Origin of the sequence: Metallococcus carri, from assembly GCF_011440275.1 — a bacterium.
GTDB classification, from domain to species: Bacteria; Actinomycetota; Actinomycetes; order Actinomycetales; family Dermatophilaceae; genus Metallococcus; species Metallococcus carri.
Map to the genome: position 1 here is coordinate 17,304 of NZ_JAAOIV010000016.1, position 24,724 is coordinate 42,027.

The 24,724-nt window shown below is 69.9% G+C and carries 20 protein-coding genes and 1 pseudogene; 5 read left to right on the forward strand and 16 right to left on the reverse strand.

Going from position 1 to position 24,724, the window contains the following annotated elements; genetic code table 11:
• Positions 1 to 34: 34 nt before the first annotated feature.
• From infC to G9U51_RS16685, 6 genes and pseudogenes are all read right to left on the reverse strand, one after another.
• Positions 35 to 619, reverse strand: a complete 585-nt coding sequence (gene infC, locus G9U51_RS16660; RefSeq protein WP_407941451.1) for a translation initiation factor IF-3 — start codon at positions 617 to 619, stop codon at positions 35 to 37.
• 1,057 nt (positions 620 to 1,676) lie between these two features.
• Positions 1,677 to 2,873, reverse strand: coding sequence for an MFS transporter (locus G9U51_RS16665; RefSeq protein WP_166198690.1), 1,197 nt, complete (start codon positions 2,871 to 2,873; stop codon positions 1,677 to 1,679).
• Between the two features lie 163 nt (positions 2,874 to 3,036).
• Complete coding sequence (locus tag G9U51_RS16670; RefSeq protein ID WP_166198692.1) at positions 3,037 to 4,527, reverse strand: mannitol dehydrogenase family protein; 1,491 nt, start codon at positions 4,525 to 4,527, stop codon at positions 3,037 to 3,039.
• Positions 4,524 to 5,384 (reverse strand): carbohydrate ABC transporter permease, encoded by an 861-nt coding sequence (locus tag G9U51_RS16675; RefSeq protein ID WP_166198694.1) that lies wholly within the window; start codon positions 5,382 to 5,384, stop codon positions 4,524 to 4,526. Before G9U51_RS16675 ends, G9U51_RS16670 begins: the two co-directional genes overlap by 4 nt.
• Positions 5,381 to 6,309, reverse strand: a pseudogene (locus tag G9U51_RS16680) (carbohydrate ABC transporter permease). The gene G9U51_RS16675 and the pseudogene G9U51_RS16680 overlap by 4 nt, the downstream one beginning before the upstream one ends.
• Positions 6,306 to 7,667, reverse strand: coding sequence for an ABC transporter substrate-binding protein (locus G9U51_RS16685; protein WP_166198696.1), 1,362 nt, complete (start codon positions 7,665 to 7,667; stop codon positions 6,306 to 6,308). Before G9U51_RS16685 ends, G9U51_RS16680 begins: the two are co-directional and overlap by 4 nt.
• 111 nt (positions 7,668 to 7,778) lie before the next feature.
• Between G9U51_RS16685 and G9U51_RS16690 the strand changes: the two genes are divergently transcribed.
• Genes G9U51_RS16690 through G9U51_RS16705 form a run of 4 tightly spaced genes read left to right on the forward strand, consistent with a single transcriptional unit; the run spans position 7,779 to position 12,405 of the window.
• A complete protein-coding gene (locus G9U51_RS16690) occupies positions 7,779 to 9,068 on the forward strand; it encodes a DUF952 domain-containing protein (RefSeq protein WP_166198698.1) in 1,290 nt (429 codons plus the stop codon).
• A gap of 34 nt (positions 9,069 to 9,102) precedes the next feature.
• Complete coding sequence (gene lpdA / locus G9U51_RS16695) at positions 9,103 to 10,503, forward strand: dihydrolipoyl dehydrogenase (RefSeq protein ID WP_166198700.1); 1,401 nt, start codon at positions 9,103 to 9,105, stop codon at positions 10,501 to 10,503.
• A 13-nt stretch (positions 10,504 to 10,516) separates the two neighbouring features.
• Positions 10,517 to 11,386 (forward strand): patatin-like phospholipase family protein, encoded by an 870-nt coding sequence (locus G9U51_RS16700; protein WP_166198702.1) that lies wholly within the window; start codon positions 10,517 to 10,519, stop codon positions 11,384 to 11,386.
• On the forward strand, positions 11,383 to 12,405 hold the full coding sequence (locus G9U51_RS16705; protein WP_166198704.1) for a lysophospholipid acyltransferase family protein: 1,023 nt from the start codon (positions 11,383 to 11,385) through the stop codon (positions 12,403 to 12,405). Before G9U51_RS16700 ends, G9U51_RS16705 begins: the two co-directional genes overlap by 4 nt.
• Positions 12,406 to 12,550: 145 nt before the next feature.
• On the opposite strand, the gene G9U51_RS16710 is transcribed toward G9U51_RS16705, so the two are convergent.
• From G9U51_RS16710 to G9U51_RS17575, 10 genes are all read right to left on the reverse strand, one after another.
• Positions 12,551 to 13,240, reverse strand: a complete 690-nt coding sequence (locus tag G9U51_RS16710) for an SseB family protein (RefSeq protein WP_328823525.1) — start codon at positions 13,238 to 13,240, stop codon at positions 12,551 to 12,553.
• Between the two features lie 107 nt (positions 13,241 to 13,347).
• Positions 13,348 to 14,085: a bifunctional 1-(5-phosphoribosyl)-5-((5-phosphoribosylamino)methylideneamino)imidazole-4-carboxamide isomerase/phosphoribosylanthranilate isomerase PriA gene (priA, locus tag G9U51_RS16715; RefSeq protein WP_166198708.1), complete on the reverse strand. Its 738-nt coding sequence runs from the start codon at positions 14,083 to 14,085 to the stop codon at positions 13,348 to 13,350.
• A 20-nt stretch (positions 14,086 to 14,105) separates the two neighbouring features.
• Positions 14,106 to 14,711: an imidazole glycerol phosphate synthase subunit HisH gene (gene hisH, locus G9U51_RS16720; protein ID WP_166198710.1), complete on the reverse strand. Its 606-nt coding sequence runs from the start codon at positions 14,709 to 14,711 to the stop codon at positions 14,106 to 14,108.
• Entirely contained in the window at positions 14,708 to 15,325 is a 618-nt protein-coding gene (locus G9U51_RS16725) for a hypothetical protein (RefSeq protein WP_166198712.1), read from the reverse strand. Before G9U51_RS16725 ends, hisH begins: the two co-directional genes overlap by 4 nt.
• 4 nt (positions 15,326 to 15,329) lie before the next feature.
• Positions 15,330 to 15,929 carry an imidazoleglycerol-phosphate dehydratase HisB gene (gene hisB, locus G9U51_RS16730; RefSeq protein ID WP_166198714.1) on the reverse strand — a complete coding sequence of 200 codons (600 nt, stop codon included), beginning with the start codon at positions 15,927 to 15,929 and terminating at the stop codon, positions 15,330 to 15,332.
• Entirely contained in the window at positions 15,926 to 17,044 is a 1,119-nt protein-coding gene (locus G9U51_RS16735) for a histidinol-phosphate transaminase (RefSeq protein WP_328823528.1), read from the reverse strand. Before G9U51_RS16735 ends, hisB begins: the two co-directional genes overlap by 4 nt.
• Positions 17,038 to 18,378: a histidinol dehydrogenase gene (hisD, locus tag G9U51_RS17140; RefSeq protein WP_207948426.1), complete on the reverse strand. Its 1,341-nt coding sequence runs from the start codon at positions 18,376 to 18,378 to the stop codon at positions 17,038 to 17,040. The genes G9U51_RS16735 and hisD overlap by 7 nt, the downstream gene beginning before the upstream one ends.
• Before the next feature lie 218 nt (positions 18,379 to 18,596).
• The gene (locus G9U51_RS16740; RefSeq protein ID WP_328823526.1) at positions 18,597 to 19,358 is read right to left on the reverse strand and encodes an ABC transporter permease; all 762 of its coding nucleotides are present in this window, start codon (positions 19,356 to 19,358) and stop codon (positions 18,597 to 18,599) included.
• A 19-nt stretch (positions 19,359 to 19,377) separates the two neighbouring features.
• Entirely contained in the window at positions 19,378 to 22,332 is a 2,955-nt protein-coding gene (locus tag G9U51_RS16745) for a bifunctional [glutamine synthetase] adenylyltransferase/[glutamine synthetase]-adenylyl-L-tyrosine phosphorylase (protein WP_328823527.1), read from the reverse strand.
• The gene (locus G9U51_RS17575) at positions 22,329 to 23,666 is read right to left on the reverse strand and encodes a glutamine synthetase family protein (protein ID WP_235946323.1); all 1,338 of its coding nucleotides are present in this window, start codon (positions 23,664 to 23,666) and stop codon (positions 22,329 to 22,331) included. The genes G9U51_RS16745 and G9U51_RS17575 overlap by 4 nt, the downstream gene beginning before the upstream one ends.
• Before the next feature lie 56 nt (positions 23,667 to 23,722).
• On the opposite strand from G9U51_RS17575, the gene panB reads away from it, so the two are divergent.
• Positions 23,723 to 24,586, forward strand: coding sequence for a 3-methyl-2-oxobutanoate hydroxymethyltransferase (panB, locus tag G9U51_RS16750; RefSeq protein WP_166198720.1), 864 nt, complete (start codon positions 23,723 to 23,725; stop codon positions 24,584 to 24,586).
• The last annotated feature ends 138 nt before the right edge of the window (positions 24,587 to 24,724 follow it).

Genomic DNA, 24,724 nt, shown 5'->3' on the forward strand with positions numbered 1-24,724 from the left:
TGGCGTGAGCGCGGGTCGCGCGACCCGCAGCGGCTCACTGCTCCGCGGACTCCGCGGTGGTCTCGTCGGTCTCGTAGGTCTCATCGACCTCGACCTCGGCGTCGGCCTTGGCCTGCTCGCGCTTGCGGCGGCCCTCGGCTCGCGCTTCGGCCTTCTTCTTGGTCGGTCCAAGGACCATGACCATGTTGCGACCGTCCTGCTTGGGCGAGCTTTCGACGAAGCCCAGCTCGCCGATGTCCTCGGCGACCCGGGACAACAGCCGGAAGCCCAGCTCCGGACGCGACTGCTCGCGGCCACGCAGCCAGATCGTCACCTTGACCTTGTCGCCCGCCTTGAGGAACCGCTCGACGTGACCGAGCTTGGTCGCGTAGTCGTGCGGGTCGATCTTCGGGCGGAGCTTGATCTCCTTGATGACCGTGTTGACCTGGTTCTTGCGCGCCTCACGCGCCTTCATGGCGGCTTCGTACTTGAACTTGCCGTAATCCATGAGCTTGGCCACCGGAGGCTTGGCCATCGGGGCGACCTCGACCAGGTCGAGATCCGCCTCGGCAGCCAGTCGGAGGGCGTCCTCGACGCGGACGATGCCCACCTGCTCGCCGTTGGGGCCCACCAACCGCACTTCCGGGACCCGGATGCGGTCGTTGATACGAGGCTCAGCGCTGATGTGAAGCTCCTTCGTTGCATTGGTCAGCTACCCGGCAACGAAAAGAGGCTCCTCGTTGCCGTTGCACGAGAAGCCCACGCGAGCACGCCCGTCGGATCGTGGTGCAATGCACCACGACCGGCTGCGAACAGCCGGGCGAACCGGAACCCGTCGACCTGCCGGTCGCTCGGGTGGAAGCGTGAGCTTCGCTTGCACACTGATCCGGTATGCCGGACCAGTCGGTGACTCAACGGTATCAGGCGGCCCGCCATTCCCGCGAATTCCCTCTGCCCGAGCTCCTCACCGCTCCGACCCGCCTCGCCCGCTCGGCAGCTCGATCGCTCGATCGTCGCCCCGGGCGCCTTCCCCCTCCCCGAGCTCCTCACCGCTCCGACCCGCCTCGCCCGCTCGGCAGCTCGATCGCTCGATCGTCGCCCCGGGCGCCTTCCCTCTCCCCGAGCTCCTCACCGCTCCGACCCGCCTCGCCCGCTCGGCAGCTCGATCGCTCGATCGTCGCCCCGGGCGCCTTCCCTCTGCCCGAACTCCCCAACGCTCCGACCCGCCTCGCGACGAGCGTCTGCAGCAACGCACCACCCCCGACGCGCAAGTGCGGACACGACAGCGGACGTACGACGAGCGTCCGCAGCAACGCACCACCCCTGACGCGCAAGTGCGGACACGACAGCGGACGCATAACGAGCGTCCGCAGCAACGCACCACCCCCGACGCGCAAGTGCGGACACGACAGCGGACGCATAACGAGCGTCCGCAGCAACGCACCACCCCCGACGCGCAAGTGCGGACACGACAGCGGACGTACGACGAGCGTCCGCAGCAACGCACCACCCCTGACGCGCAAGTGCGGACACGACGGCGGACGCATGACGAGCGTCCGCAGCAACGCACGACCCGTGATGCACTGATGCGGACGCGAGGCCGGGACCGACGGACGCGAGGCCGGGACCGACGGACGCGGGGCCGAGACCGGCGGACGCGGCGCCGGCATCCGGCCCCGCGTCCGCATCGGCAACCGTCAGGCGGCGAGGGCGTGCGCGCGCACGCGGCTGCGACGCCATACCAAGGTGGCGTACCCGGCGACCGCGATCACGGCACCGACGAAGGCCACAGCGGCGAACCCGCCCCCGAAACCCCAGGTGTCGATCGCGCCACCGGCGACCGGCGCACCGAGCGCCGAGCCCGCGGTCATGAACGACCCGTGCCAGCCGAGCGCCTCGCCGCGGGCGGCCACCGGGACCACCCGGCTGACGGCGTCGACGGTCGCGGTGATCGTCGGCGCGCAGAACAGGCCGGCGAACAGCGACAGCACCGCGAGCGACGCCGGCCCGACCGAGAGCGCCATCGGTGCGGTCACGACCGCAAGGCCGAAGAGCAGCGCGAAGGGCGGCAGCGGCCGCGGCAGCAGCCCGTAGATGAGCCCGCCGATCAGCGACCCGGCACCCCACGGGATGAGCACCAGACCCATCTGGCTGACCGCGTCGAACTCGCGCATCGCGGCGACGATCGCCACGTCGCTGCCGGCCAGCACGATGGTGGCGGCGGCAGCCGCGGCGCAGATCGCGAGGAAGGCCGGCCGGAACCACGCCGAGCGGGGCAGCCGCTCCGCTGCAGCGTCCGCGGCGTCGGTGGCCGCCGACCGCAGCGGCGGGTTGACCCACCACAGCAGCGCGCCGACGACGACGCCGATCATCTCGACGCCGAAGAGCACCCACCGGGTGTCGATGAAGGTCGCCAGCCAGACCGCGAGGATCGGGCCGACCATGAACGACAACTCCACGACGACACCGTCAAGCGACAGCGCGGTGCGGCGGTCGTCGTCCGGCACGGCCGCGATGACGCCCTGGCGGATGATCGAGAAGGTCGGCACGACGAACAGACCCGCAATCGTCGCGAGCACCAGCAGCGCCCAGTAGCCGACGAAGGGCGCGATCGCCCAGCAGATGCCGCTCACGATCAGCGAGGGCAGCACCACCCGGCGCAGACCGAGCCGGTCGAGCAGCTTGCCGCGCCAGGGCCCTGAGATCGCGATGGCGACGGTGGCACCCGCAGCGACCAGCCCGGCGTCGGCATACGACCGGCCGAGCGCGCCGACGACGTGCAGCGTGAGGATCACGCCCGCGGAGAAGATCGGGATGCGCAGCAGGAATCCGAGCAGCAACACCCGGCGGGCATCGACGCTGCTCAGCACACGCTGGTAGGGCTTGATGGACATCGGGAGTCACTCCTTCGGCAGGTGAGAGATTGAGCTCGCCGAGACCTCCTCGGCGACCCTTCAATGCTTCCATATCGAAATGTTCGACGCCACCCGATTTATGCCCCACACCCGGTGGTATGACGAACCTCTCACCCGCTACCGACAACGCCCAGCGATGGGCTCAGCGCAACCGGGTCACCCACTCCGCCAAGGTCGCGCGAGAACCCTTGTCGTGCAACGACTTCAGCGCCTGCAGGTATGGCGTGGTGAAGGCCGGCTGCTGCGCCAGGTCACCGAAGAGCGTGCGGTCGGCGAGGAAGGCCAGGGGTTCCTCGGCCTGCCGCTGCGCCGCCGCCATCACCGCCTCCTTGCGGTGGTCCACGATGTCGATCGGCTGCCCCTGCTCGTCCACGCCCTCGGCATACCTCGCCCACGACGCGACGACCAGGGCCGAGCGCTCGACCGGGCGACCGGCGGCGAGGTCAGCCTGAATGACCGGGACGAGCCACTTGGGGATGCGGTCCGAGCTCTCGGCACACAACCGCGCGAGGGTGTCGCGCACCTGCGGGTTGGCGAACCGCTCGATCAGTTGGCGGCTGTAAGCCGCCAGATCCACGCCAGGCACGTCCGGCAGCGTGGGCCGGCCCTCGCTGCCCATATAACCGAGCAGGAACTCCGCGAAGAGCGGATCTTGGGCGACCTCGTGGGCATACCGATAGCCGGCGAGATAGCCCAGATAACACAGCGCCTGGTGGCTGGCATTGAGCAGCCGCAGCTTCATCAGCTCGTAGGGCACCACATCGTCCACGAGTTGCACGCCGGCGTCCTGCCACGGCGGGCGCCCGTCGACGAAGCGATCCTGCAGCACCCACTGGGTGAACGGCTCGCAGACGACCGGCCACCCGTCGGCGACGCCGAAGCCATCCGCCAACTGCTCGATGTCCTGCGGTGTCGTCACCGGGGTGATCCGGTCGACCATGCTGTTGGGGAAGGCCACCTGGGCGTCCATCCAGTCCGCCAGCTCGGCGTCCTTCAGACGCGCGAACGCGGTCATCGTCGCGCGCGCCACATCACCATTGCCGGGCAGGTTGTCGCAGGACATCACGGTGAACGGTGGTGTGCCCGCCGCTCTGCGCCGCCGGAGCGCCTCGACGACGAAACCGAACGCCGTCGCCGGTATGGCGTCCGGCCGCAAGTCCCCCTGAAGCGACGGGTGATCGGCCTCGAACTCTCCGGTGACCTGATCGACGAGATAGGAGCCTTCGGTGATGGTGAGCGAGACGATGCGAATCGCCGGGTCCGTCATCGCCGCGAGCACCGCCTCGGGGTCGGCCGGAGCGTGCAGCATCCGCTGGATCGAGCCGATCACCCGGGGCACGAGCTCCCCGTCGGGATGCTTTTCCACCAGCGTGTAGAGCCCGTCCTGGCGGTTCAGGATCTGCACGATGCGGTCGTCCTGCGGGAGCACGCCGACCCCGACGATCCCCCAGTCGAGGGCGACGCCCTGGCTCATCAACCGGTCGAGGTACATCGCCTGGTGGGCCCGGTGGAAGCCGCCCACACCGAGGTGCACGATGCCCGGGGTCACCCTCGAGCGGTCGTATGCCGGTCGTGCGACCGAGTCCGCGAGCCGGTCCGAAGTGGCGTCGGACAACGGAACCGCTGCACTCATCGGACCGCACCCATCGACAACCCCTGCACCAGCTTGTCCTGGGCGGCGAAACCGGCGGCCAGCACCGGCAGGGACACGACCAGCGACGCCGCACACACCTTGGCCAGGAACAACCCCTGGCTAGTGACGAAGCCGGTGAGGAAGACCGGGGCGGTGCCGGCGCGGGTGCCGGTCAGCACCCGGGCGAACAACAGCTCGTTCCAGCTGAAGATGAAGCAGATCAGGCCGGCGCTCGCGATGCCCGGCATGATCACCGGCGCAATGATCTCGCGCAGCGTGCGCAGCAGACCGGCACCATCGACCTGCGCGGCCTCCAGCATCTCGTCGGGCACCTCGGCGAGGAACGAGCGCAGCATCCAGACCGCGATCGGCAGGTTCATCGAGGTGTAGAGGATGACGAGCAACCAGATGTTGTCGAGCATGCCGACCTTCTGGGCGAATAGGTAGACCGGCAGCAGCCCCGCGACGACCGGCAGGAACTTGGTCGACAGGAAGAAGAACAGCACGTCGCTCCACTTCTTCACCGGCCGGATCGACAGCGCGTATGCCGCGGGCAGGCCCAGCGCGATCACCAAAACGGTGGACACGATGCTCGCGGTGAGCGAGTTGAGGATCGGTGGCCAGGGTCCGGCGTCGAAGAACGCGCGGTAGCCGTCCAGGCTGAGCGGCGCGAAGAATTTGGGCGGGTTGCTCGCGGCGTCGGTCTCCTTGTGGAAGGAGGTGAGGATCATCCACAGCACGGGGAAGACGAACAGCACGCCCACGAACCACGCCGCCGCGGTCAGCAGCAGACCGGAACGCCGGGGTGTGTCGGTGCCGCCGCGGGATGGCGCGGCCGGCTTGGCGGTGGCAGTCATCGGGTCTCCTCACGGAACAGGCTGAGCACGGTGCGCAAGGCGACGGTGGCGAGCAGGATCGTCCCGATCACCACAACGACGCCGGCGGCGGAGGCTCGTCCGTAGTCATGGGCCTGGTAGAAGGTTTGGTAGATGTAGTACGGCAGATTGGCCGAGCCGAGCCCGCCCGAGGTGATGGTGAAGACGGCATCGAAGTTCTGCACGATGTAGATCGCGCCGAGCACGGTCGCCAGCTCCATGTACTGGCGCAGGTGCGGCAGCGTCATATGGGTGAAGATCTGCCAGGTCGAGGCGCCGTCGATGCGCGCCGCTTCGACCACGTCCATCGGCCGGCTCTGCAGCCCGGCCAGCAGGATCAGCATCATGAAGGGCGTCCACTGCCACACCAGCGCGACGACGATCGACCCGATCGGATGGTCGGTGATCCAGTCCGGTTGGGCGACACCCGCGCCGAAGATGCTCTTCATCATGCCGTTCAGCAGCCCGTACTCCGGGTTGAACAACGCGTGCTTCCACAGCAGCGCCGCGGCCACCGGCACGATGAGGAAGGGCGTGATCATCATGGTGCGCACCACCCCCTGCCGCGGAAGCTGCGGTCCAGCAGCAGCGCGATGCCGAGCCCGAGCAGCAGGCTCAGCAGCACCACGAGCGCCGTGAGCAAAACGGTGACCAGGATCGCCTGGCGGGCATTGATGTCGGTGAGGACGGTGACGAAGTTGTCGATGCCCGCGAAGCCGCGATCCTTGGGGTAGTAGGCATTCCAATTCATGAACGACACCACGATGGTGACCACGAAGGGCAACTGCGTGACGACGATCATGAAGATCAGCGCGGGCAGCAGCGGTGCCCGGCGCGCCCACGCACCGGCCTTCTGCAAGGCCGTGTTGTCGGTGGCGGTGGCGCGCTCGCTGGTGGCGGTGCTCACTTGATGCCCTCCCTCTTGCGGTAGCTCTTGGCCACGTCCTCGGCGAGGCTCTGGCCACGGTCGAGGGCCTCTTTCACGGTCTTCTTGCCCGCGATCGCCGAGCTCACGTCCTGGCTCACCTGGGTGCCCAGGTCGGGAAATTCCGGTATGTCGACGAACTGGATCCCGGGTGCCGGCCGCGGCTGTATGCCGGGGTTGTTCGGGTTGGCCGAGGTGATTGCGGTCTTGGTCTGCTGGGCGAACGCGCCGGCCTGCTTGAGGTAGTTCGGATTGCTGTAGGTCGAGGCCCGCTTGCCGGCGGGGACGCGGGACCAGCCCAGCCGCTGACCCACGAGATTCTCGTACTGCTTGCCGCTCGCCCAGGAGACGAACTTCCAGGCCGCGTCCTTCTTGGGACTTGCCTGCTCGATCGCCCACGCCCAGGTGTAGAGCCAGCCGGAGCTCTTGGTCTTGACCACCGGCGCGGGGGCGTAACCGATCTTGCCCCTGACCGGTGAATCGCTTCCCTCCAGCGAACCCGCCGCCGAGGTGGCGTCATACCACATCGCCACATTGCCCTGGGTGAGGTTGTTGAGGCACTCGGTGAAGCCGGCCTGCGGGGCGCCGGCCTCACCGTGCTTGCGCACCAGGTCGACATAGAACAACGTGGCCTGGGTGAAGGTCGGTGAGTTGACCTGGGCCTGCCAGTCCTTGCTGAACCAGGTGCCCCCGAAGGTGTTGACGACCGTGGTGAGCGGCGCGAACAACTGTCCCCAGCCGGGTTGGCCGCGCAGGCAGATGCCGCGCATGCCCGGCCGGGCCCGGTCCACGGTGGCGGCGATCCGCGCGACCTGCTGCCAGGTCGGCTGGGCGGGCATCGTCACGCCCTTGCTCGCCAGGATGTCCTTGCGGTACATCAAAAACGACGACTCGCCGTAGAACGGTTCGCCATAGACCTGGCCGCCGACCGAGAGCGCCGACCGCATCGAGGGCAGGATGTCGTTCTGGTCGAAGCCGGGGTCCTTGGCGATCAACGGGCTCATCGAGGCGACCCAACCGCTCTTGGCGTAGATCGGGATCTCGAAGTTCGACAAGGTGGCGACGTCATACTGCCCGGCCTGGCTGGAGAACTCCTGACTGGCCTTGTCGCGCAGATCGTTCTCGGGCAGCACCGTGAAGTTGACCTTGATGCCGGTCTGCCGGGTGAACTCCGGCGCGAGCTGTTGCAGGTCGATCATCTGGGCGTTGTTGACCATCAGCACGTTGATGCTGTCCGGCCCTCCGCCGCCGATCCCGCCGCCCCAGCCGGCACAGCCACTGACTGATGCCGCCGCGAGCGCTGCGGCGCATCCGGCCACCGCTGTCCTTCGGACTGTCATCCGCCGCCTCCGCTTGCTCATATGAGCACGTATTGCCCATATGAGTGCGAGTGTTGCAGATAACATGGCGCGTGTGAATATGTCGCCCGCACGCATCTCGCCGGCCGGGCGATGACCCCGTCCGAACCGCAGCCCGACCGCGCGCTGCTCGCCACCATCGCTCGCCGCTACCTGCTGCAGGACCAGACCAAGGTCGAGATCGCACGGGACCTGGGGCTGAGCCGCTTCAAGGTCGCCCGGTTGCTGGCCGAGGCTCGCGAGCGCGGCATCGTCCGGATCGAGATCGTCGACGACGCCGGCGTGGACACGACGCTGTCGGCGCGGCTGGGTGAGGCACTCGACCTCAACCATGCCGTCGTGCTCGCCGACAGCGCATCGCTGTCGCAGCCCGCGCTTGCTCGGGCGATGGGCACCCTCGCCGCCGCGGAAGTGCACCGGCTCATCGGCGAGCGCGACGTGCTGGGCCTGCCGTGGTCGCGCAAGGTGTCGTGGACCGTGAGCGCCCTGGTGTCGCTGCCACCGGTCCCGGTCGTGCAGCTGAGCGGCGCCCTCACCGCGGTCGACCTCGACTCCCCCGTCGACATCGTGCGCGACGCGGCTCGACTCGGCGGCGGCCCGGCACACCTGTTCTATGCGCCGCTCGTCGCCACCGACGCCGACAGCGCGCAGATGCTGCGCCGGCAGCCGTCGGTCGCGGACGCGCTTGCGGCTGCGGACACCGTCACCCTCGCGGTCGTCGGAGTCGGCGCGTGGTTGCCCGGCCGCTCCACGCTGTTCGACAGTGCGAACGCCGACGAGCACGCCCAACTCGCCGCGGCCGGTGCGGTCGGCGAGGTGAGTGGTGTCTTCCTGGACCGCGACGGCCAGGACGTGAACTCCGATCTGTCCGCCCGCATCATCGGCGCCAGTGGTGCACAGCTTCGGCGGATCGGGCGGGTCATCGGCGTGGTCGTCGGTCCCGAGCAGGCCGACGCGGTCCTCGCCGCGCGGCGCGCCGGCATCGTGGACACCCTGGTCGTCGACGACGAACTCGCCCGCCGGCTGCTCGAACGGCATACCCAGAATCAGGCGGAGCTGCTGCACCTGGCCGTCGCGCGGGACTGGGAGGCCGCGCAGAAGTCCGGCCGCTATCCCTGGTCGACCCGCGGCCGGACCGTCGCCGAGGAAGGCTTCGTGCACCTGTCCACCGCGGAGCAGTGGCGCGGGGTGCGCGAGCGCTTCTATGGCGACCTGCCGGATGCCGACCTGCGCCTGCTGCACCTGGACACGAGCGGTCTCGACGTGCGCTGGGAGGTCGGTGACCCCGCGACCGGCGAGGAGTTTCCCCACCTGTATGCCGAGCTCCCCGTGGAGCGCGTGACCCGCGTGACCACGCTGGAAGCGAGGGCGGGCACCGAGTGACCGGCGCTCGGCATACCGCGTTAGAGTCGGCTTCGTGGCAGATCACTATGACGTCGTCGTCCTCGGTGCCGGTCCTGGTGGGTATGTCGCGGCGATCCGCGCCTCCCAACTCGGGCTCAACACCGCCGTCATCGAAGACAAATACTGGGGAGGTGTCTGCCTCAATGTCGGATGCATCCCGAGCAAGGCGCTGCTGCGCAATGCCGAGCTGGCGCACATCCTGACCAAGGAGAAGGACAAGTTCGGCATCTCCGGTGACGCGACGATGGACTACGGCGTCACCCACGCGCGCAGCCGCACGGTGAGCGAGGGCATCGTCAAGGGTGTCCACTACTTGATGAAGAAGAACAAGATCACCGAGATCGACGGCTGGGGCACGCTCAAGGACCCGCACACGATCGAGGTCAAGCTCAAGGACGGCAGCACCAACACCGTCACCTGCACCAACCTCATCCTCGCGACCGGCGCAACAACCCGGCTGATCCCGGGCACCACGGTGTCGGACAAGGTCGTGACCTACGAGGAGCAGATCCTCGACGCCGAGCTCCCCGACTCGATCATCATCGCCGGGTCCGGTGCCATCGGGGTCGAATTCGCTTATGTGATGGCCAATTTCGGCGTCGACGTGACGATCGTGGAGTTCCTCGACCGGATGGTGCCGACCGAGGACGCCGACATCTCCAAGGAGCTCGCGCGCCACTACAAGAAGCTCGGCGTGAAGGTGCTCACCAGCACCAAGGTCGAGTCCATCGACGACTCTGGCGACAAGGTCAAGGTCACCGTCTCCCCCGCGGGTGGCGGCGACCAGCAGGTGCTGGAGGCGGACAAGGTGCTGCAGGCGATCGGCTTCGCGCCCCGCCTGGACGGCTACGGCCTGGAGAACATCGGGGTCAAGACCACCGACCGAGGCGCGATCGAGACCGACGACTTCGGCCGCACCAATGTCGAGGGCGTCTACGCGATCGGTGACGTGACCGGCAAGTTGATGCTCGCCCACACCGCCGAGGCGCAGGGTGTGGTCGCGGCCGAGGTCATCGCCGGCGCGGAGACCATGCCGGTCGACATCCCGATGATCCCCCGCGCGACCTACTGCCAGCCGCAGATCGCCTCCTTCGGCTACACCGAGGCGCAGGCCAAGGAGAAGGGTTATGACGTCAAGACCGCGTCATTCCCCTTCAGCGCCAACGGAAAAGCCCAGGGTCTCGGCGAAGCAGTCGGCTTCGTCAAGATCGTCGCCGACGCCGAGCACAACGAGATCGTCGGTGCCCACCTCATCGGCCCGGACGTGACCGAGCTGCTGCCCGTGCTCAACCTGGCCGTCCAGTGGGACCTCACCGCCGACGAGATCTCCCGCAACATCTTCGCCCACCCGACCCTCGGCGAAGCGGTCAAGGAAGCCGTCGAGGGCATCGCCGGCCACATGATCAACCTCTGACCCGCGCCCGCTCGTGACCGACCGCCGCCCCACGACCGCGTTCGTGCTGGGCGGCGGCGGTGTCCTCGGCGCCACCCAGATCGGGTCGCTGCGCGCGCTCTTCGAGCGTGACATCCGGCCCGACCTGGTCGTCGGCACCAGCATCGGCGCGGTCAACGGGGCCTTCGTCGCCGCCAACCCGAGCGTCGAGGGCCTGGACGACCTGGCCGGCACCTGGTCACACCTGACCTCGGTGCGCGGCATCTTCGAAAAGTCGACCCGGTCGGCGTCGATGTCCTCGACCGGCAAGCGCCGGTCGCGGGTGCGCGCGGGCCGCCTGCGCACCCACGTGTATGCCGCGGGTTCGTTCCTGCGGCTCCTTCGCGAGGAGCTGCCGGTGACGACCTTCGAAGAGCTGGCCGTGCCCTTCCAGTGCGTCGCGGCGAGCGTGGAACGCTCTGTCGCACACTGGTTTTCGTCCGGTCCACTCGCCGAGGGCGTGCTCGCATCCTGCGCCGTGCCGGGGCTCTTCCCACCGATCAAGGTCGGCGACGAGCACTTCTTCGACGGCGGACTGGTGCACTCGATCCCCGTCGGCCGCGCGGTGCAACTCGGCGCGGAACGCATCTACGTGCTGCACGTGGGGCGGGTCGAACAACCACTCGCTCCCCCGCGCTGGCCGTGGGAGGTCGGCCAAGTCGCCTTCGAGATCGCCCGCCGCCACCGCTACATGGAGGAGATCGCGACGCTGCCGGCCACCGTCGAGGTGACCGTGCTGCCGAGCGGCACCGACGACGCACCGACCATGTCGCTGCTGCACCTCAACCGGGCCTTCGTGCAGCGGCGGATCGAGTCGGCCTATGACGCCGCCGCGCGGCACCTCGACGAACACCCCCTGCCGTGAACATCCCGGTCCCGCCGACCCCCGTGCGGCGGATCGTGCGCGACCCGCTCTACCTGCTCGCGGTGCCCGTCGCGCTGGCCGTCCTCGGCCTGCCCGCCTGGGTGCTGTCGCTGTTCGCCCGGTGGCGCTGGGCCCGCACTCCCGCACGGCTTTTCGGTATGGCGTATGCCGCGGTGCTACTCGATGTGTCCATCGTGTTCGCCTGCTGGCGCATCTCCCTGCTCACCGCCACCGGTCGGGCGCCCAGATCGCGGTGGACCACCCTGCACCAGCAGGCCCTGGATCGCCACCTGGACCGATTCGTCGACCGGGCCGGGCGGTGGGCCGGGCTGCGGCTCACCGTCGAAGGAGACGAGGCGCTGGGAGGAGGGCGGTCGGCATACCTCGTGCTGGGAAACCATGCGGGAGTGGGCGATTCGCTGTTGCTGGCGCACGTGATCTCGGCATACCTGCATCGTGTGCCACGCATCGTGCTGAAGCGGATGCTGCTATGGGACCCGGCGATGGACTACCTGCTGCGGCGGCTCGGGGCGTATTTCCTGCCGAGTGCGCGGGTGCCTTATGCGCGGCGGCAGGAGCTGCTCGCGCAGTTCGTGCGCTCGGTGCGCGACGGCGAGGGGGTGCTGATCTTCCCGGAGGGGCGCAACTGGACCCCGGGACGGCACGACGAGGACCGCGAAGAAGCCATCGCCGAGGGCGAGGATGCGGTGGCCGAGTGGCTCGGCGATCATCCGCGGGTGCTGCGGCCGCGATCCGGTGGAGTGCTGCGCGTGCTCGCGGAGCGACCGGACACCGTGCCGGTGCTGACGGCGCATCGCGGGCTGCAGCATCTCACCGGCGTGGGGCCGATCTGGGCCTGGCTGCGCGAACCCACCCCGGTGACCGTGGCCGTGTTGCCGGCCGAGGGGTTGGACGTGTCGCAGGTGGGCGACCCGCGAAAGGCGTTGGCGGACAACGGGGTTCAGCAGTGGCTGGATGAGCAATGGGCTCGCATCGACGCCTGGCTGGCGGGTGCCTGACCTCTCGCCGAGCGGGCACTCATCACCGCCCGAGCGGGCGGCAATAAGAGCCGGTCGGCGTGGAGTGACGTTTCGGGAGGAACTGGTGACGTTTCGCGAAGCACTAGTGACGTTTCGGGAGGAACTGGTGACGTTTCGCGAAGCACTAGTGACGTTTCGCGGGTGTGGGGCGGATGGCGAAGGTGAGGGCGTCGATCCGAGCCCGGGTTTCGCCGTCGGTTGCGATGCGCTCCCCCACGCGCTGCGCGATCCCTTGCAGCGCAGCCGAATCGAGCCCGTCCCGCACGAACAGCACTACCCGCAGCGCCCCGTTCTCCCCCGCCTCGCATTCGGCGGACGCCACGTCCGGTTCGTCGCGGACGGCCGCCTCCACGGCCGCCCGCACGTGCCCATCGAGGTATGCCGGTTGCCAGTCGCGACCCGTCGCCAGCGCCCAGACCATGCTGGGTCGCAGCGTCACCGGGGACGGCCCGGCGAGGTCCACCACCATCACGTCGCAGCGTTCGCTGATCGCTGCCTGAGCCGCCCGCGCGGAGGTGACCGGTGAGGGCCGGGCGGCCGGATCCCAGGCCTGCAACTCGGGCATGCCGCTGAAGACCGGCAGGGCGCGCATGCCCTCCGGCGACACGAGGGTCGCGACCGCCATATCGGCGCTCTTGTCGGCGGTCAGCGCTCCCTCGTGCACTACCTCGGTCGGCGCGGCCACGATCGGCACCAGCAACCGGGCGGTCGACAGCACACGCATCAGGTTGGTTTCATCGTCCGGATTGCGCAGTGCCGCAAGGAGATTCACGTCGGCCGAGCCGTCGTCGGCTCCGAACCCGGTGTCCGTCACCTCGCGGCCGCGCCAACTCTGACCAGCGGAATCGGCCGGCCCGCTGGGGGCCCGCGTCACCCCGTGAGCTCGCTCAGCGGAATCGGCCGGGTCGTCCGGCATACCCATCACGGACGCCCAGCCACCTCGAGCGCGTCGGGCAGTGTGAACGCACCGCGGTATAGCGCCGACCCGACGATCGCGCCCTCGACACCGTCCGGCACCAACTCACGAATCGCCGCAATGTCCTGCAGCGTCGACACGCCACCGGAGGCCACCACCGGCCGGTCCGTGCGCGCACACACGTCCGCCAGCAGCCCGAGGTTCGGGCCTTGCAGCATCCCGTCCTTGGCCACATCGGTCACGACATACCGGGCGCAGCCTTCGGCATCGAGGCGCTGCAAGGTCTCGTAGAGGTCGCCGCCCTCCTTGGTCCAGCCGCGCGCCGCGAGCGTCGTGCCCCGCACGTCTAGGCCCACGGCCACCCGGTCGCCGAACTCCGCGATCGCCGCCGCCGTCCAGGCCGGGTCCTCCAGAGCGGCCGTGCCGAGGTTGACCCGTCGGCAGCCGCTCGCCAGCGCGGCGCGCAGGGACTCGTCGTCGCGGATGCCGCCGGACATCTCCACCTTGATGTCCAGGCGCCCGACGATCGAGGCGAGCAGTTCCCGGTTGGACCCGCGCCCGAAGGCCGCGTCGAGGTCGACCAGGTGCAGCCACTCCGCGCCCTGCTCCTGCCACGCGCGGGCGGCCTCCCACGGGTCGCCGAACTCGCCACCGGTCCCGGCAACGCCCTGCACGAGTTGCACCGCCTGCCCGTCCACGACATCGACGGCGGGCAGCAGCTCAAGGCGAGGGGCGGTCGGCATACGGTGAATTCCTTTGTCGTTCAGAGGGTTTCGAGCCAGTTTGTCAGCAGGTGCGCGCCGGCGTCACCGGACTTCTCCGGGTGGAACTGGGTGCCGGCGAGCGCGCCGTCCTCGACGGCCGCCACGAACCGTTCGCCATGCTCGGCGGTCGACACGAGAGCCGGTGCGTCGAAGGAGTGCGGCGCGAAGGAGTGCACGAAGTAGAAGCGCTCGTCCTCGACCCCGCGAAAGAGCGTCGATCCGGCGGCGACGGTCACGGGCGACCAGCCCATGTGCGGCACCACCGGCGCGCGCAACCGGCTCACCTGGCCGGTCCAGAGCCCCAGGCCCGGGCGCCCGCCGCCCTCCTCGGTCGAGTCCTCGAAGAAGGACTGGAAGCCCACGCACACACCCAGCACCGGCCGCCCGGCCTCGACCCGCGACCGCACCACGGCTGCCCCACCGGAGTCGACGAGAGCGCCCACGCAGGCGTGAAAATTGCCGACGCCCGGCACATAGAGCCCGTCGGCCGCCAGCGCCGCCGAGGCGTCCCCGGTCAAGGTGACCTCGGCGCCGACGCGCTCGAGCATCCGCACCACGGACCGCACATTGCCGCTGCCGTAGTCGAGGACGACCACGCGTTTCACGAGTGCTCCCTCAGCTCCGCGCTGACTTCGTCGTCTTCGGCGACCACCCGTTCGAATCGTTCGACGGCGCTACGCCGCGGCTCGACGAGGACCGCCTCGGGGTCGCTCTTGACGCCGCGGCCACCGATCAACCCCTCGCCGGGCAGGGCCAGCACGCGCACCAGGTCGTCCAGCAATTCGACCGGATCGCCCTCGCGGCTGCGCAGCAGCGATCGCACCTCACCCACGGCCTCGGGCACGACGCCGGCGGCACGCACCAGATCATCCGGCCGGGCCGGCGGCAGGTGCGGTGCCCGCACCGCACCGCGCGAAGGCTCCCACACGACATACCGGGTGATCGCCCGCCAGCCACGTGGGTGCACGACGACGACCGCGCGGCCGTCGGTCACGAAGAAGCCCAACGCCGGCCGCATCCGCGACGGCAGCGGCCGGCTGGCGAGCACCGCGATGCCGTCACGATAGGGATCCTTGGCCTGGGCCGGCCCCGCGGGAACGACTGCGGTCCAACCGGATTGGGGCAGCACATAGGCCGGCACCACCCCTTGGCGGATCCAGCCGTCGACCGACTTGGCGTCGGCGTGCAGCAGCAACAGACCCGGCAGCGTCTCGGCCATCGGCTTAGAGCGCACCCTTCGCGCTCGGTATGCCGACCACGCGCGGGTCGCGCTCGACGGCGGCCCGCAGCGCCCGCGCGAAGGCCTTGAACTGCGCCTCGACGATGTGGTGCGGGTCGCGCCCGGACAGCACCCGCACGTGCAGCGCGATGCCGGCGTGGTGAGCGATGCTCTCGAAGATGTGCCGGGTCAGCGAACCGGTGTAGCTGCCGCCGATGAGCGCGTAGATCTGCCCTTCCGGCTCACCCTCGTGCACCACGAAGGGCCGGCCGGCGACGTCGACAACCGCCTGCGCGAGCGCTTCGTCCAGCGGCACGAGCGCGTCGCCGAACCGGCTGATGCCGGACTTGTCGCCGAGCGCCTCGCGCAGCGCGTCGCCGAGCACGATCGCGGTGTCCTCGACGCTGTGGTGCGCGTCCACGTCGACATCACCCACGGTGGTGACCTGCAGGTCGATCAGCGAGTGCTTGCTGAACGACTCGAGCATGTGGTCGAAGAACCGCACGCCGGTCGACACCTCGTAGCTGCCGGTGCCGTCCAGGTCGATGCGCAGGTCGACCTTGGACTCCTTGGTCTCGCGCGTGAGGTGCGCGGTGCGATTCATCGAGCGTCCTTCCCGGTGGTGTCCAGCACGTCGCGGAGCGCGGCGAGGACCGCCTCGGCCTCGTCCGGCGTGCCGGCCGTGATCCGCAGGTGGTGCGGTATGCCGACATCGCGCACCAGCACCCCGCGCTCGAGCAGAGCCTGCCAGGTATGCCGGGCGTCCGCGAACCCTCCCACCAGCACGAAGTTCGCGTCCGAGGGTACGGGCTGCAGGCCGAGGTCCGTCGTGCCTTGGACCAACCGGTCGCGGGTGGCCTTGATCGCGTCCACCATCGACAGCATGGTGTCGGCGTGTTCGAGGGCGGCGAGCGCGGTCGCCTGGGTCACCGACGACAGGTGGTAGGGCATCCGCACCAGCCGCAGCAGATCGATCAGTTCGGGCGCCGCGGTGAGATAACCCAGCCGCAGGCCGGCGCAGGCGAAGGCCTTGGACATGGTCCGGGTGACGACCAGCCGGTCCCGGCCCTCGAGCAGCGTGATCGCCGACGGAGTGCCGGGGCGGGCGAATTCGGCATACGCCTCGTCGACGACGACGATCGCGCGCGGCGCCGCGTCGTAGACCGCCCGCACGACCTCCAGGTCGAGCGCGGTGCCGGTCGGGTTGTTCGGCGAGCAGAGGAAGACCACCTGCGGGTCCGCCTCGCGAGCCTGGCGCACCGCGAGCTCGGCGTCGATGTCGAAGACCGTGGGGTCGCTGTCGCGCAACCCGTCGACCCACGCCGTGCCCGCGGTGGCGGCGATGATCGGGTGCATCGAGTAGGACGGGGTGAACCCGAGGGCGGTGCGCCCGTGGCCGCCGAAGGCCTGCACGATGTGCAGCAGCACCTCGTTGGAGCCGTTGCCGGCCCAGAGCCGGTCGGTCTGCAGCGGCACCCCGGTCGTGCGGGCGAGGTATGCCGCGAGCGCCTGCCGGAGCGCGGTGAACTCCCGGTCCGGATAGCGGTTCAGGGTCGGCGCGACCTCACCCACCCGGCGCAGGATCGTCTCCACGACCTCGGGGGGCACGGGATAGGAGGATTCGTTGGTGTTGACCGCGACCGGGACGTCCAGCTGCGGGGCACCGTAGGGCGTGCGGCCGCGCAGGTCGGGCCGCAGCAGATCCTGCAGGCTCACGATGTCGCCCGGGCCGTGATCGCCTCGCCGTGCGCGGGCAGGTCCTCGGCGTTGGCCAAGGTCACCACCATCGAGGCGACATCCGCGAGCGCCTCGCGGGTGTAGTCGACGACGTGGATGCCGCGCAGGAAGGACTGCACCGACAGGCCGCTGCTGTGGCAAGCACATCCGCCGGTCGGCAGCACGTGGTTGGATCCGGCGCAGTAGTCGCCGAGGCTGACCGGCGCCCACGGACCGACGAAGATGGCGCCAGCGTTGCGAACGCGCGCGGCGACCTGGGCCGCGTCGCGGGTCTGGATCTCCAGGTGCTCGGCGGCATAGGCGTCGACCACCCGCACGCCGTCATCGAGGCCGTCGACCAGCACGATGCCGGACTGGCGGCCGGTGAGGGCGGCCTGCACCCGCTCGGTGTGCTTGGTCGCCGCGGCCCGCCGGGCGACGGCCGCATCGACGGCGTCGGCGAGGTCGGTGGAGTCGGTCACCAGCACCGAGGCGGCGAGCTCGTCGTGCTCGGCCTGGCTGATCAGGTCGGCCGCCACCAGGTCGGGGTCGGCGGCATCGTCGGCGAGGATCGCGATTTCGGTCGGGCCCGCCTCGGAGTCGATGCCGATCAGCCCCTTGAGCAGCCGCTTGGCTGCGGTGACATAGACATTCCCGGGGCCGGTGACGAGGGTGACGGGTTCGCAGACCGTCTCGCCGGCCTCGTCGCGCACGCCGTAGGCGAACACGGCCACGGCCTGGGCACCGCCCACGGCATACACCTCCTCGACCCCGAGCAGACCGCACGCGGCGAGGATGGTCGGGTGCGGATAGCCGGCGAAGACGCCGGAGTTGTCCGCCTGGGGCGGGCTCGCGACGGCGAATGACGGCACCCCGGCGGCCTGCGCCGGGACGACGTTCATCACCACGCTGCTGGGGTAAACCGCTTGTCCCCCAGGCACATACAGACCCACGCGGTCGACCGGCACCCACCGCTCGGTGACGGCGCCACCGGGCACCACCTGGGTGGTGACATCGGTGCGGCGCTGGTCGTTGTGCACCAGCCGGGCGCGGCGGATGGCCTCTTCGAGAGCCGCCCGCACGTCGGGGTCGAGCTGCTCGACGGCCTGGGCGATGATCTGCGCCGGCACCCGCAGCTGGGGCGGGCGCACCTTGTCGAACTGCTCGTCCAGGTCGAGCACGTCCCGCTCGCTGCCGTGATGCACGCGTTCGCAGATCGGGCGCACCGTCTCCAGTGCGGCCTCGACGTCGAACTCGGCGCGCGGCAGCTTCTCGCGCAGCCCGCGGGCGTCGAGGGACGCCAGCGCCGGACCGCGCAGATCGATTCGGGACAACATGGTGGCGATTTTAGTGAGTGTGCGCGGGTGGCTCGTCGGGCGTCCGCACGGCGGGCGGCGGGCCATGGCTCATGTCCTGGGGCGCTTCGGGGGCGGGCCTGCATGCGGACCGGCCACTCACATGCGGGCAAGCGACTCGCATGCCGTGGTCACGGCATACGAGTGCGGGTTCCGCATGCGAGTGGCGTCACGGCATGCAGGTGCGGTGTCGGTGCGCCTCACCCCGCCGGACGGAACTGACCGAGCCGGCCGCGCACGAACAAGTGCACGGTGAGCGACACCGCCACCGCCTGCACCAGCAGCAGCGCGGCGAGCACGATGAGCTGCACGGCCGCGGCCTGCGCCGGGGAGGCACCACCGAGCAGGGCACCGACGAAGGCCCCGGGCAGTGTCACCAGCCCCACGGTGCGGGTCTGGTCCAGCCCCGGGACGAGCGCCAGCGGTGCGGCCGGGCGCGCCACGATGTCGGCGCTCACCGGCACGGGCAGGCCGAGCGCGAGCGCCCCGGCATACACCTCGAAGTGATCGCGCATCGCAGCGTGCATCGAGCGCCCGGCGAGGCTGGTGGCGGTCATCGCGTTGCCGATCAGGATGCCGAGCACGGGCACCGTCGCGATCGGCGTGAGCGGCACCAGCCGGGTGGCCGCGATCGCCAGGCCGCCGGTGAGCGAACCGGTCGCGACCGGGATGAGGGTCCAGGCGGTGGCGTGACCGGTGACCCGCCGCGCGCTGGTGAGTCCGGCGATGGCGATCATCGCGGTGCAAAAGAGCGCGGTGAACCACCACGAGTGCAGCACTGCGGTGATGATCGCCCCGACGACGGCGAGCTGAGCGGTGGCGCGGGCCGCCGCGGTCAGTTGGTCGCGTGCGATTCCGAAGCGCGACCGCCAGGCGATCACCGCAGCCAGCGCGGCACACAACGCGGTGAACCCGACGACGACCACCACATCGGCGAGGTCGTGCACCTGGACGAGCGTCACCCGAGCAAGTATGGCGGGGTCAGCGCCGGGTCGGGTTGCGGTCCCAGCCGTTGTCTGCGACCACCCCGTAGAACACCCGGTCCACCACCTTGCGGGCCTTGCGGGCGGCCCGCAGATAGCGCTCGGACAGCTGGTGGCCGGTGCCGACCGGCGAACCGAGCACGCGGGCGATGCCGTTGGCGTCGTGCAAATCGCTCGGCAGGGCGTCGACCGGGCGGCCGCGCCACAGCACCGAGGCATTGCGCAACCGGGTCGCGAGCGTCCACGAATCGCGCAACTGGTCGGCGTCCTCCTGGGAGATCAGCCCGTGGTCGGCCATCACCTGCAGCGTGGTCGCGGTGCCGGTGCGGCGCAGTTCGGGCACGGCGTGGGCGTGCTGCAGCTGGGTCAGCTGCACCGTCCACTCCACATCGGCGAGGCCGCCGATGCCGAGCTTGAAGTGGGTGCGCTTGTCCCCGCCGCGCGGGATCCGTTCGGCTTCCATCCGCGCCTTGAGCGTGCGGATCTGCCGCACGGCCTGCTCCGGTATGCCGCCCTCGGGCCACCTCAGCGGGTTGATCAACTCGATGAAGTCGGCTCCGAGCTGGGCGTCTCCAGCGACGGGCGTGGCCCGCAGCAGGGCCTGGGCCTCCCAGCCTTCGGACCAGCGCTCGTAGTAGGCGGCATACGAGTCGAAGGTGCGCACGATCGGGCCGGCCTTGCCCTCGGGCCGCAGGTCGGCGTCCACGCCGAGGACGGGGTCCGGGCCGCTGCTGCTCAGGTGCTTGCGCAGGAAGGCGATCGCTGCTTCGGCGTCGGCCTGGGCGTCCGCGACGTCGGCACCGTCGCGGGGCCGGTGCACGAACATCACGTCGGCGTCGCTGGCGTAGCCGACCTCGCGGCCACCGAGCCGGCCCATGCCGATGATCGCGATATCGGTGGCGAACGGCCGGTCCAGCCCGGCCTCGACGGAGCGGATCGCCACCTCGAGGGCGACGTGCAAGGTGGCCGCGGTCAGGTCGGTCAGCGCGATCTCGACCTCGTCCAGCCCGATCGTCCCGGACAGGTCGGCAAGGGCGATCCGGATCAGCTCGGTGCGCCGCGTGGAGCGCAGGCCGACGATCGCCTGTTCGTCGTCGTCCTGGCGGGCCGCCGCGGCTCGCATCGCGGTGATGATCGCTTCGCGGTCGATCGGGGTCAGTGACCCGGCCTCGCCGACCAGCGCGACCGCCGAGGGTGCGCGCTCGAGGAGGTCGGCGACATACCGGCTCTTGGCGAGCGCCCGGGCGAGGGTCTCGGCGGCCGACCCTTCGTCGCGCAACATCTTGAGATACCAATGCGATCCGCCGAGTTCGTCGCTGATCCGGCGGAAGGCCAGCAGCCCCTGGTCGGGGTCCACTTCGCTGGCGAACCACGGCAACATCACCGGCAGCAGGGTCCGCTGGATCGCCGCCCGCCGGCTCACCCCGCTCATCAGCGCCTCGAGGTGCCGCATCGCCCCCTTGGGGTCGCGGAAGCCGAGCGCGGCGAGCCGGTCCTGCGCACCCTCGAGCGTGAGGCGCGCGTCGTCGTCGGACAGCTTGGCGACGGCCGACAGCAGCGGCCGGTAGAAGATGCGTTCGTGCAGGCGGCGCACCTCGCGAGCGGTCTCCTTCCAGCGGGTGACCACCGCCTCCTCGGGCGTTTCGCGGAAGCCCAGCCCGCGGCCGACCCGGCGCAACTCTGCTTCCGAGGTCGGCATCAGGTGGGTGCGGCGCAGTTTGGACAACTGGATCCGGTGCTCCAGGGCGCGCAGGAAGCGGTAGGCCTCGTCCAGCGCGGCCGCGTCGGTGCGGCCGATGTACCCCCGGCGTGACAGCGCGTCGATGGCGGCGAGCGTGCTGCGCAGCCGCAGCCGGTCGTCGGTGCGGCCGTGCACGAGCTGCAGCAACTGCATGGAGAACTCGACATCGCGCAGGCCGCCGGCGCCGAGTTTGATCTGCCGCGCCGCCTCGCCACGCGGCACGTGATCCTCGACCCGGCGGCGCATCGCCTGCACGTCCTCGACGAAGTTGTCGCGCGAGGAGGCCTGCCACACGAACGGCTGCATCGCCTCGAGATAGGCCTGCCCCACCTCGGCGTCGCCCGCGACCGGGCGCGCCTTGAGCAGCGCCTGGAACTCCCAGGTCTTGGCCCATCGCTCGTAATACTGCTGGTGGCTGCGGACCGTGCGCACGAGCGGACCCTGGTTGCCCTCCGGCCGCAGCGCCGCGTCGACCTGCCAGAGCGTCCCCTCGCCGGTGTGCTCCGAACAGATCCGCATCACCTCGGTCGCGAGCCTGGTCGCGACCTCCAGGGCGTGCGCCTCATCGACCCCGTCCGCCGGCTCGGCCGCGAAGATCACGTCCACATCGCTCAGGTAGTTGAGCTCGCGCGCCCCGCATTTGCCCATCGCGATGATCGACAGCCGGGCATCGGCGGCGTCGTCCTGCTCGCGGGTCGCGATGTCGAGCGCCACCTGCAAGGTCGCGCTGGCCAGGTCCGCGAGCGCCTCGGCCACCCGCGGCAGCAGGTCGGTCGCCGACCCACTGGTGTCGATCGCGGCGATCTGCACCAGCCGCCGCCGGTAGGCCACCCGCAGCGCGTCCCGCGCCTCGGTGCCGGTCCGCTCCCCCACATCCGCCCGCAGCAAGTCCACGTATGCCGCCCGGTCACCGAGCGCTGCCTCGGCCAGGTCCGCCACCTGCTCCGGCCGCCGGACGAGATGGTCGGTCAGCGCGCTCGAGGCGCCCAGCACGGTCACCAGGCGCAAACGGCCGGCCCCGTCGAGCGGGCGCCATACGGCGTCGTCGGCCTCCTTCAGGCGCACCAGACCGAGCAGGGACTGATCCGGGTCGGCGCTCTGAGGCAACAACTCCAGCAGGTCAGGGGCCGCCCAGTCGCCGAGTTCGTCGAGCAGCGCCGCGGCCCGCGCGGAGTCCGTGGCGCCGGCCTTGATCAAGTCGGTGCGGCTCACAACCGGTCGAGATACTGCTCGAGCTCGAAGGGCGTGACCTGCTCGCGATAGGCCGCCCACTCGGCCTTCTTGTTGCGCAGGAAGAACTCGAAGACATGCTCGCCGAGTGTCTCGGCCATCAACTCGCTCTCCTCCATCAGGTGGATCGCGTGGTCGAGCGAGGCCGGCAGCGGGTCGATGCCCATCGCCCGGCGCTCGCGGTCGGTAAGCCCCCACACGTCGTCCTCGGCCTCGGGCGGCAGGTCGTATTCGCCCTCGATGCCCTTCATGCCGGCGGCCAGGATCACCGCATAGGCGAGATAGGGATTGCAGGCCGGGTCGAGCGAGCGGATCTCCACCCGGGTCGCCTGGCGCTTCATCGGCTTGTACATCGGGATGCGCACCATCGCGCTGCGGTTGTTGTGACCCCAGCAGACATGCGCGGGCGCCTCGGCGCCACCCCAGAGCCGCTTGTAGGAATTCACCCATTGGTTGGTGACCGCGCTCATCTCGGGAGCGTGCTTGAGCACCCCCGCGATGAACCGGCGGGCCGTGCGGCTGAGTTGGTATGGCGCGCCCGCCTCGAAGAACGCATTGGTGTCACCGTCGAACAGCGACACGTGGGTGTGCATGCCCGAACCCGGTTGCAGCGCAAGGGGTTTGGGCATGAAGCTGGCGAAGATGCCACGCTCGAGAGCGACCTCCTTGACCACCGTGCGGAAGGTCATGATGTTGTCCGCGGTGGAGAGGGCATCGGCATACCGCAGGTCGATCTCGTTCTGGCCGGGACCGCTCTCGTGGTGGCTGAACTCCACCGAGATGCCCATCGTCTCCAGCATCGAGATCGCGGCGCGGCGGAAGTCGTGGGCGGCGCCGCGCGGCACGTGGTCGAAGAAGCCGGCGTTGTCGACCGGGATCGGCTGGCCGTTCGGGCCGAGCTGCTCCTCGAAGAGGTAGAACTCGATCTCGGGGTGGGTGTAGAAGGTCAGGCCCTGCTCGGCCGCCCGGCTGAGCGCGCGCTGCAGCACGTTGCGCGGGTCGGCATTGCTCGGGGTGCCGTCGGGCAGCCGGATGTCGGCGAACATCCGCGCCGTGCCCGGGCGTTCACCGCGCCACGGCAACACCTGGAAGGTGCTGGCGTCCGGGCGCACCAGCATGTCGGACTCGTAGACCCGCGCCAGGCCCTCGATCGAGCTGCCGTCGAAGCCGATCCCCTCGGCGAAGGCGCCTTCGAGCTCTGCCGGGGCCACCGCCACCGACTTCAAGGTGCCGAGCACATCGGTGAACCACACCCGCACAAACCGGATGTCGCGCTCCTCGATGGTGCGCAGGACGAATTCCTGTTGCCGATCCATGGCGGCAATCCTGCCACCGCCGCGCCGGTGCCGGTGGGCTGACTACGCTGACGAGCATGACTGAGGAGCCCGCGCCCTACGGCACCGGAAGCACCAACCCACCCGTCGCGTCCCCGGGGCGCCGTCGCGTGCGCACCGTCCACCTGCAGCAGTGGAAGGCGGAGGGCAAGCGGTGGGCGATGCTCACGTCATACGACCAATACACCGCGCAGATCTTCGATGAGGCCGGTGTGCCCGTGCTGCTGGTCGGCGATTCGGCGGGCAACAACGTCTTCGGTTACGAGACGACGCTGCCGGTGACCGTGGACGAGATGATCCCGCTGGTGCGGGCGGTGAGCGGCGCGGTGCGGTATGCGCTCGTGGTGGCGGACCTGCCGTTCGGCAGCTACCAGCGCGACCCGCAGCAGGCCTTCGACACCGCGGTGCGGATGATGAAGGAGGGCAACGCCCACGCGGTGAAGCTTGAGGGTGGCGCGGAGATGGCGCCGACGGTCAAGCTGCTCACCCAGGCCGGCATCCCCGTGGTGGCGCACATCGGTTTCACCCCGCAGAGCGAGCACGCGCTCGGCGGCTATCGGGTGCAGGGCCGCGGTGAGGCCGGCAGCGAACTGGTCGACGACGCGCTCGCGCTGCAGGATGCCGGCGCGTTTGCTTTGGTCATGGAGATGGTGCCGGCCCCAGTCGCTGCGACGATCACCGCGAAGCTGTCGATCCCGACCGTCGGCATCGGCGCCGGTGCCGAGTGCGACGCGCAGGTGCTCGTCTGGCAGGACTTCGCCGGGTTGCGCGGCGGCAAGCAGGCGCGTTTCGTCAAGAAGTATGCCGACCTGCGCTCGATCCTGATCGCCGCCGCCACGGCATACCGCGAAGACGTGGAGTCCGGCGCCTTCCCCGCACCCGAGCACGGCTTCGACTCCTGACCCCACCCCTTTCGACGCTTCTATGTTCGTCAAGCGGCGGTGAGGTCGGGTTGTGGTGGTGTGGGGTGTGCTGCGGTCAGGACGCGGTAGATCTTGCGGGTGAGGTAGGCGCGTAGGCAGCGTTTGGCTTCTTGGGGT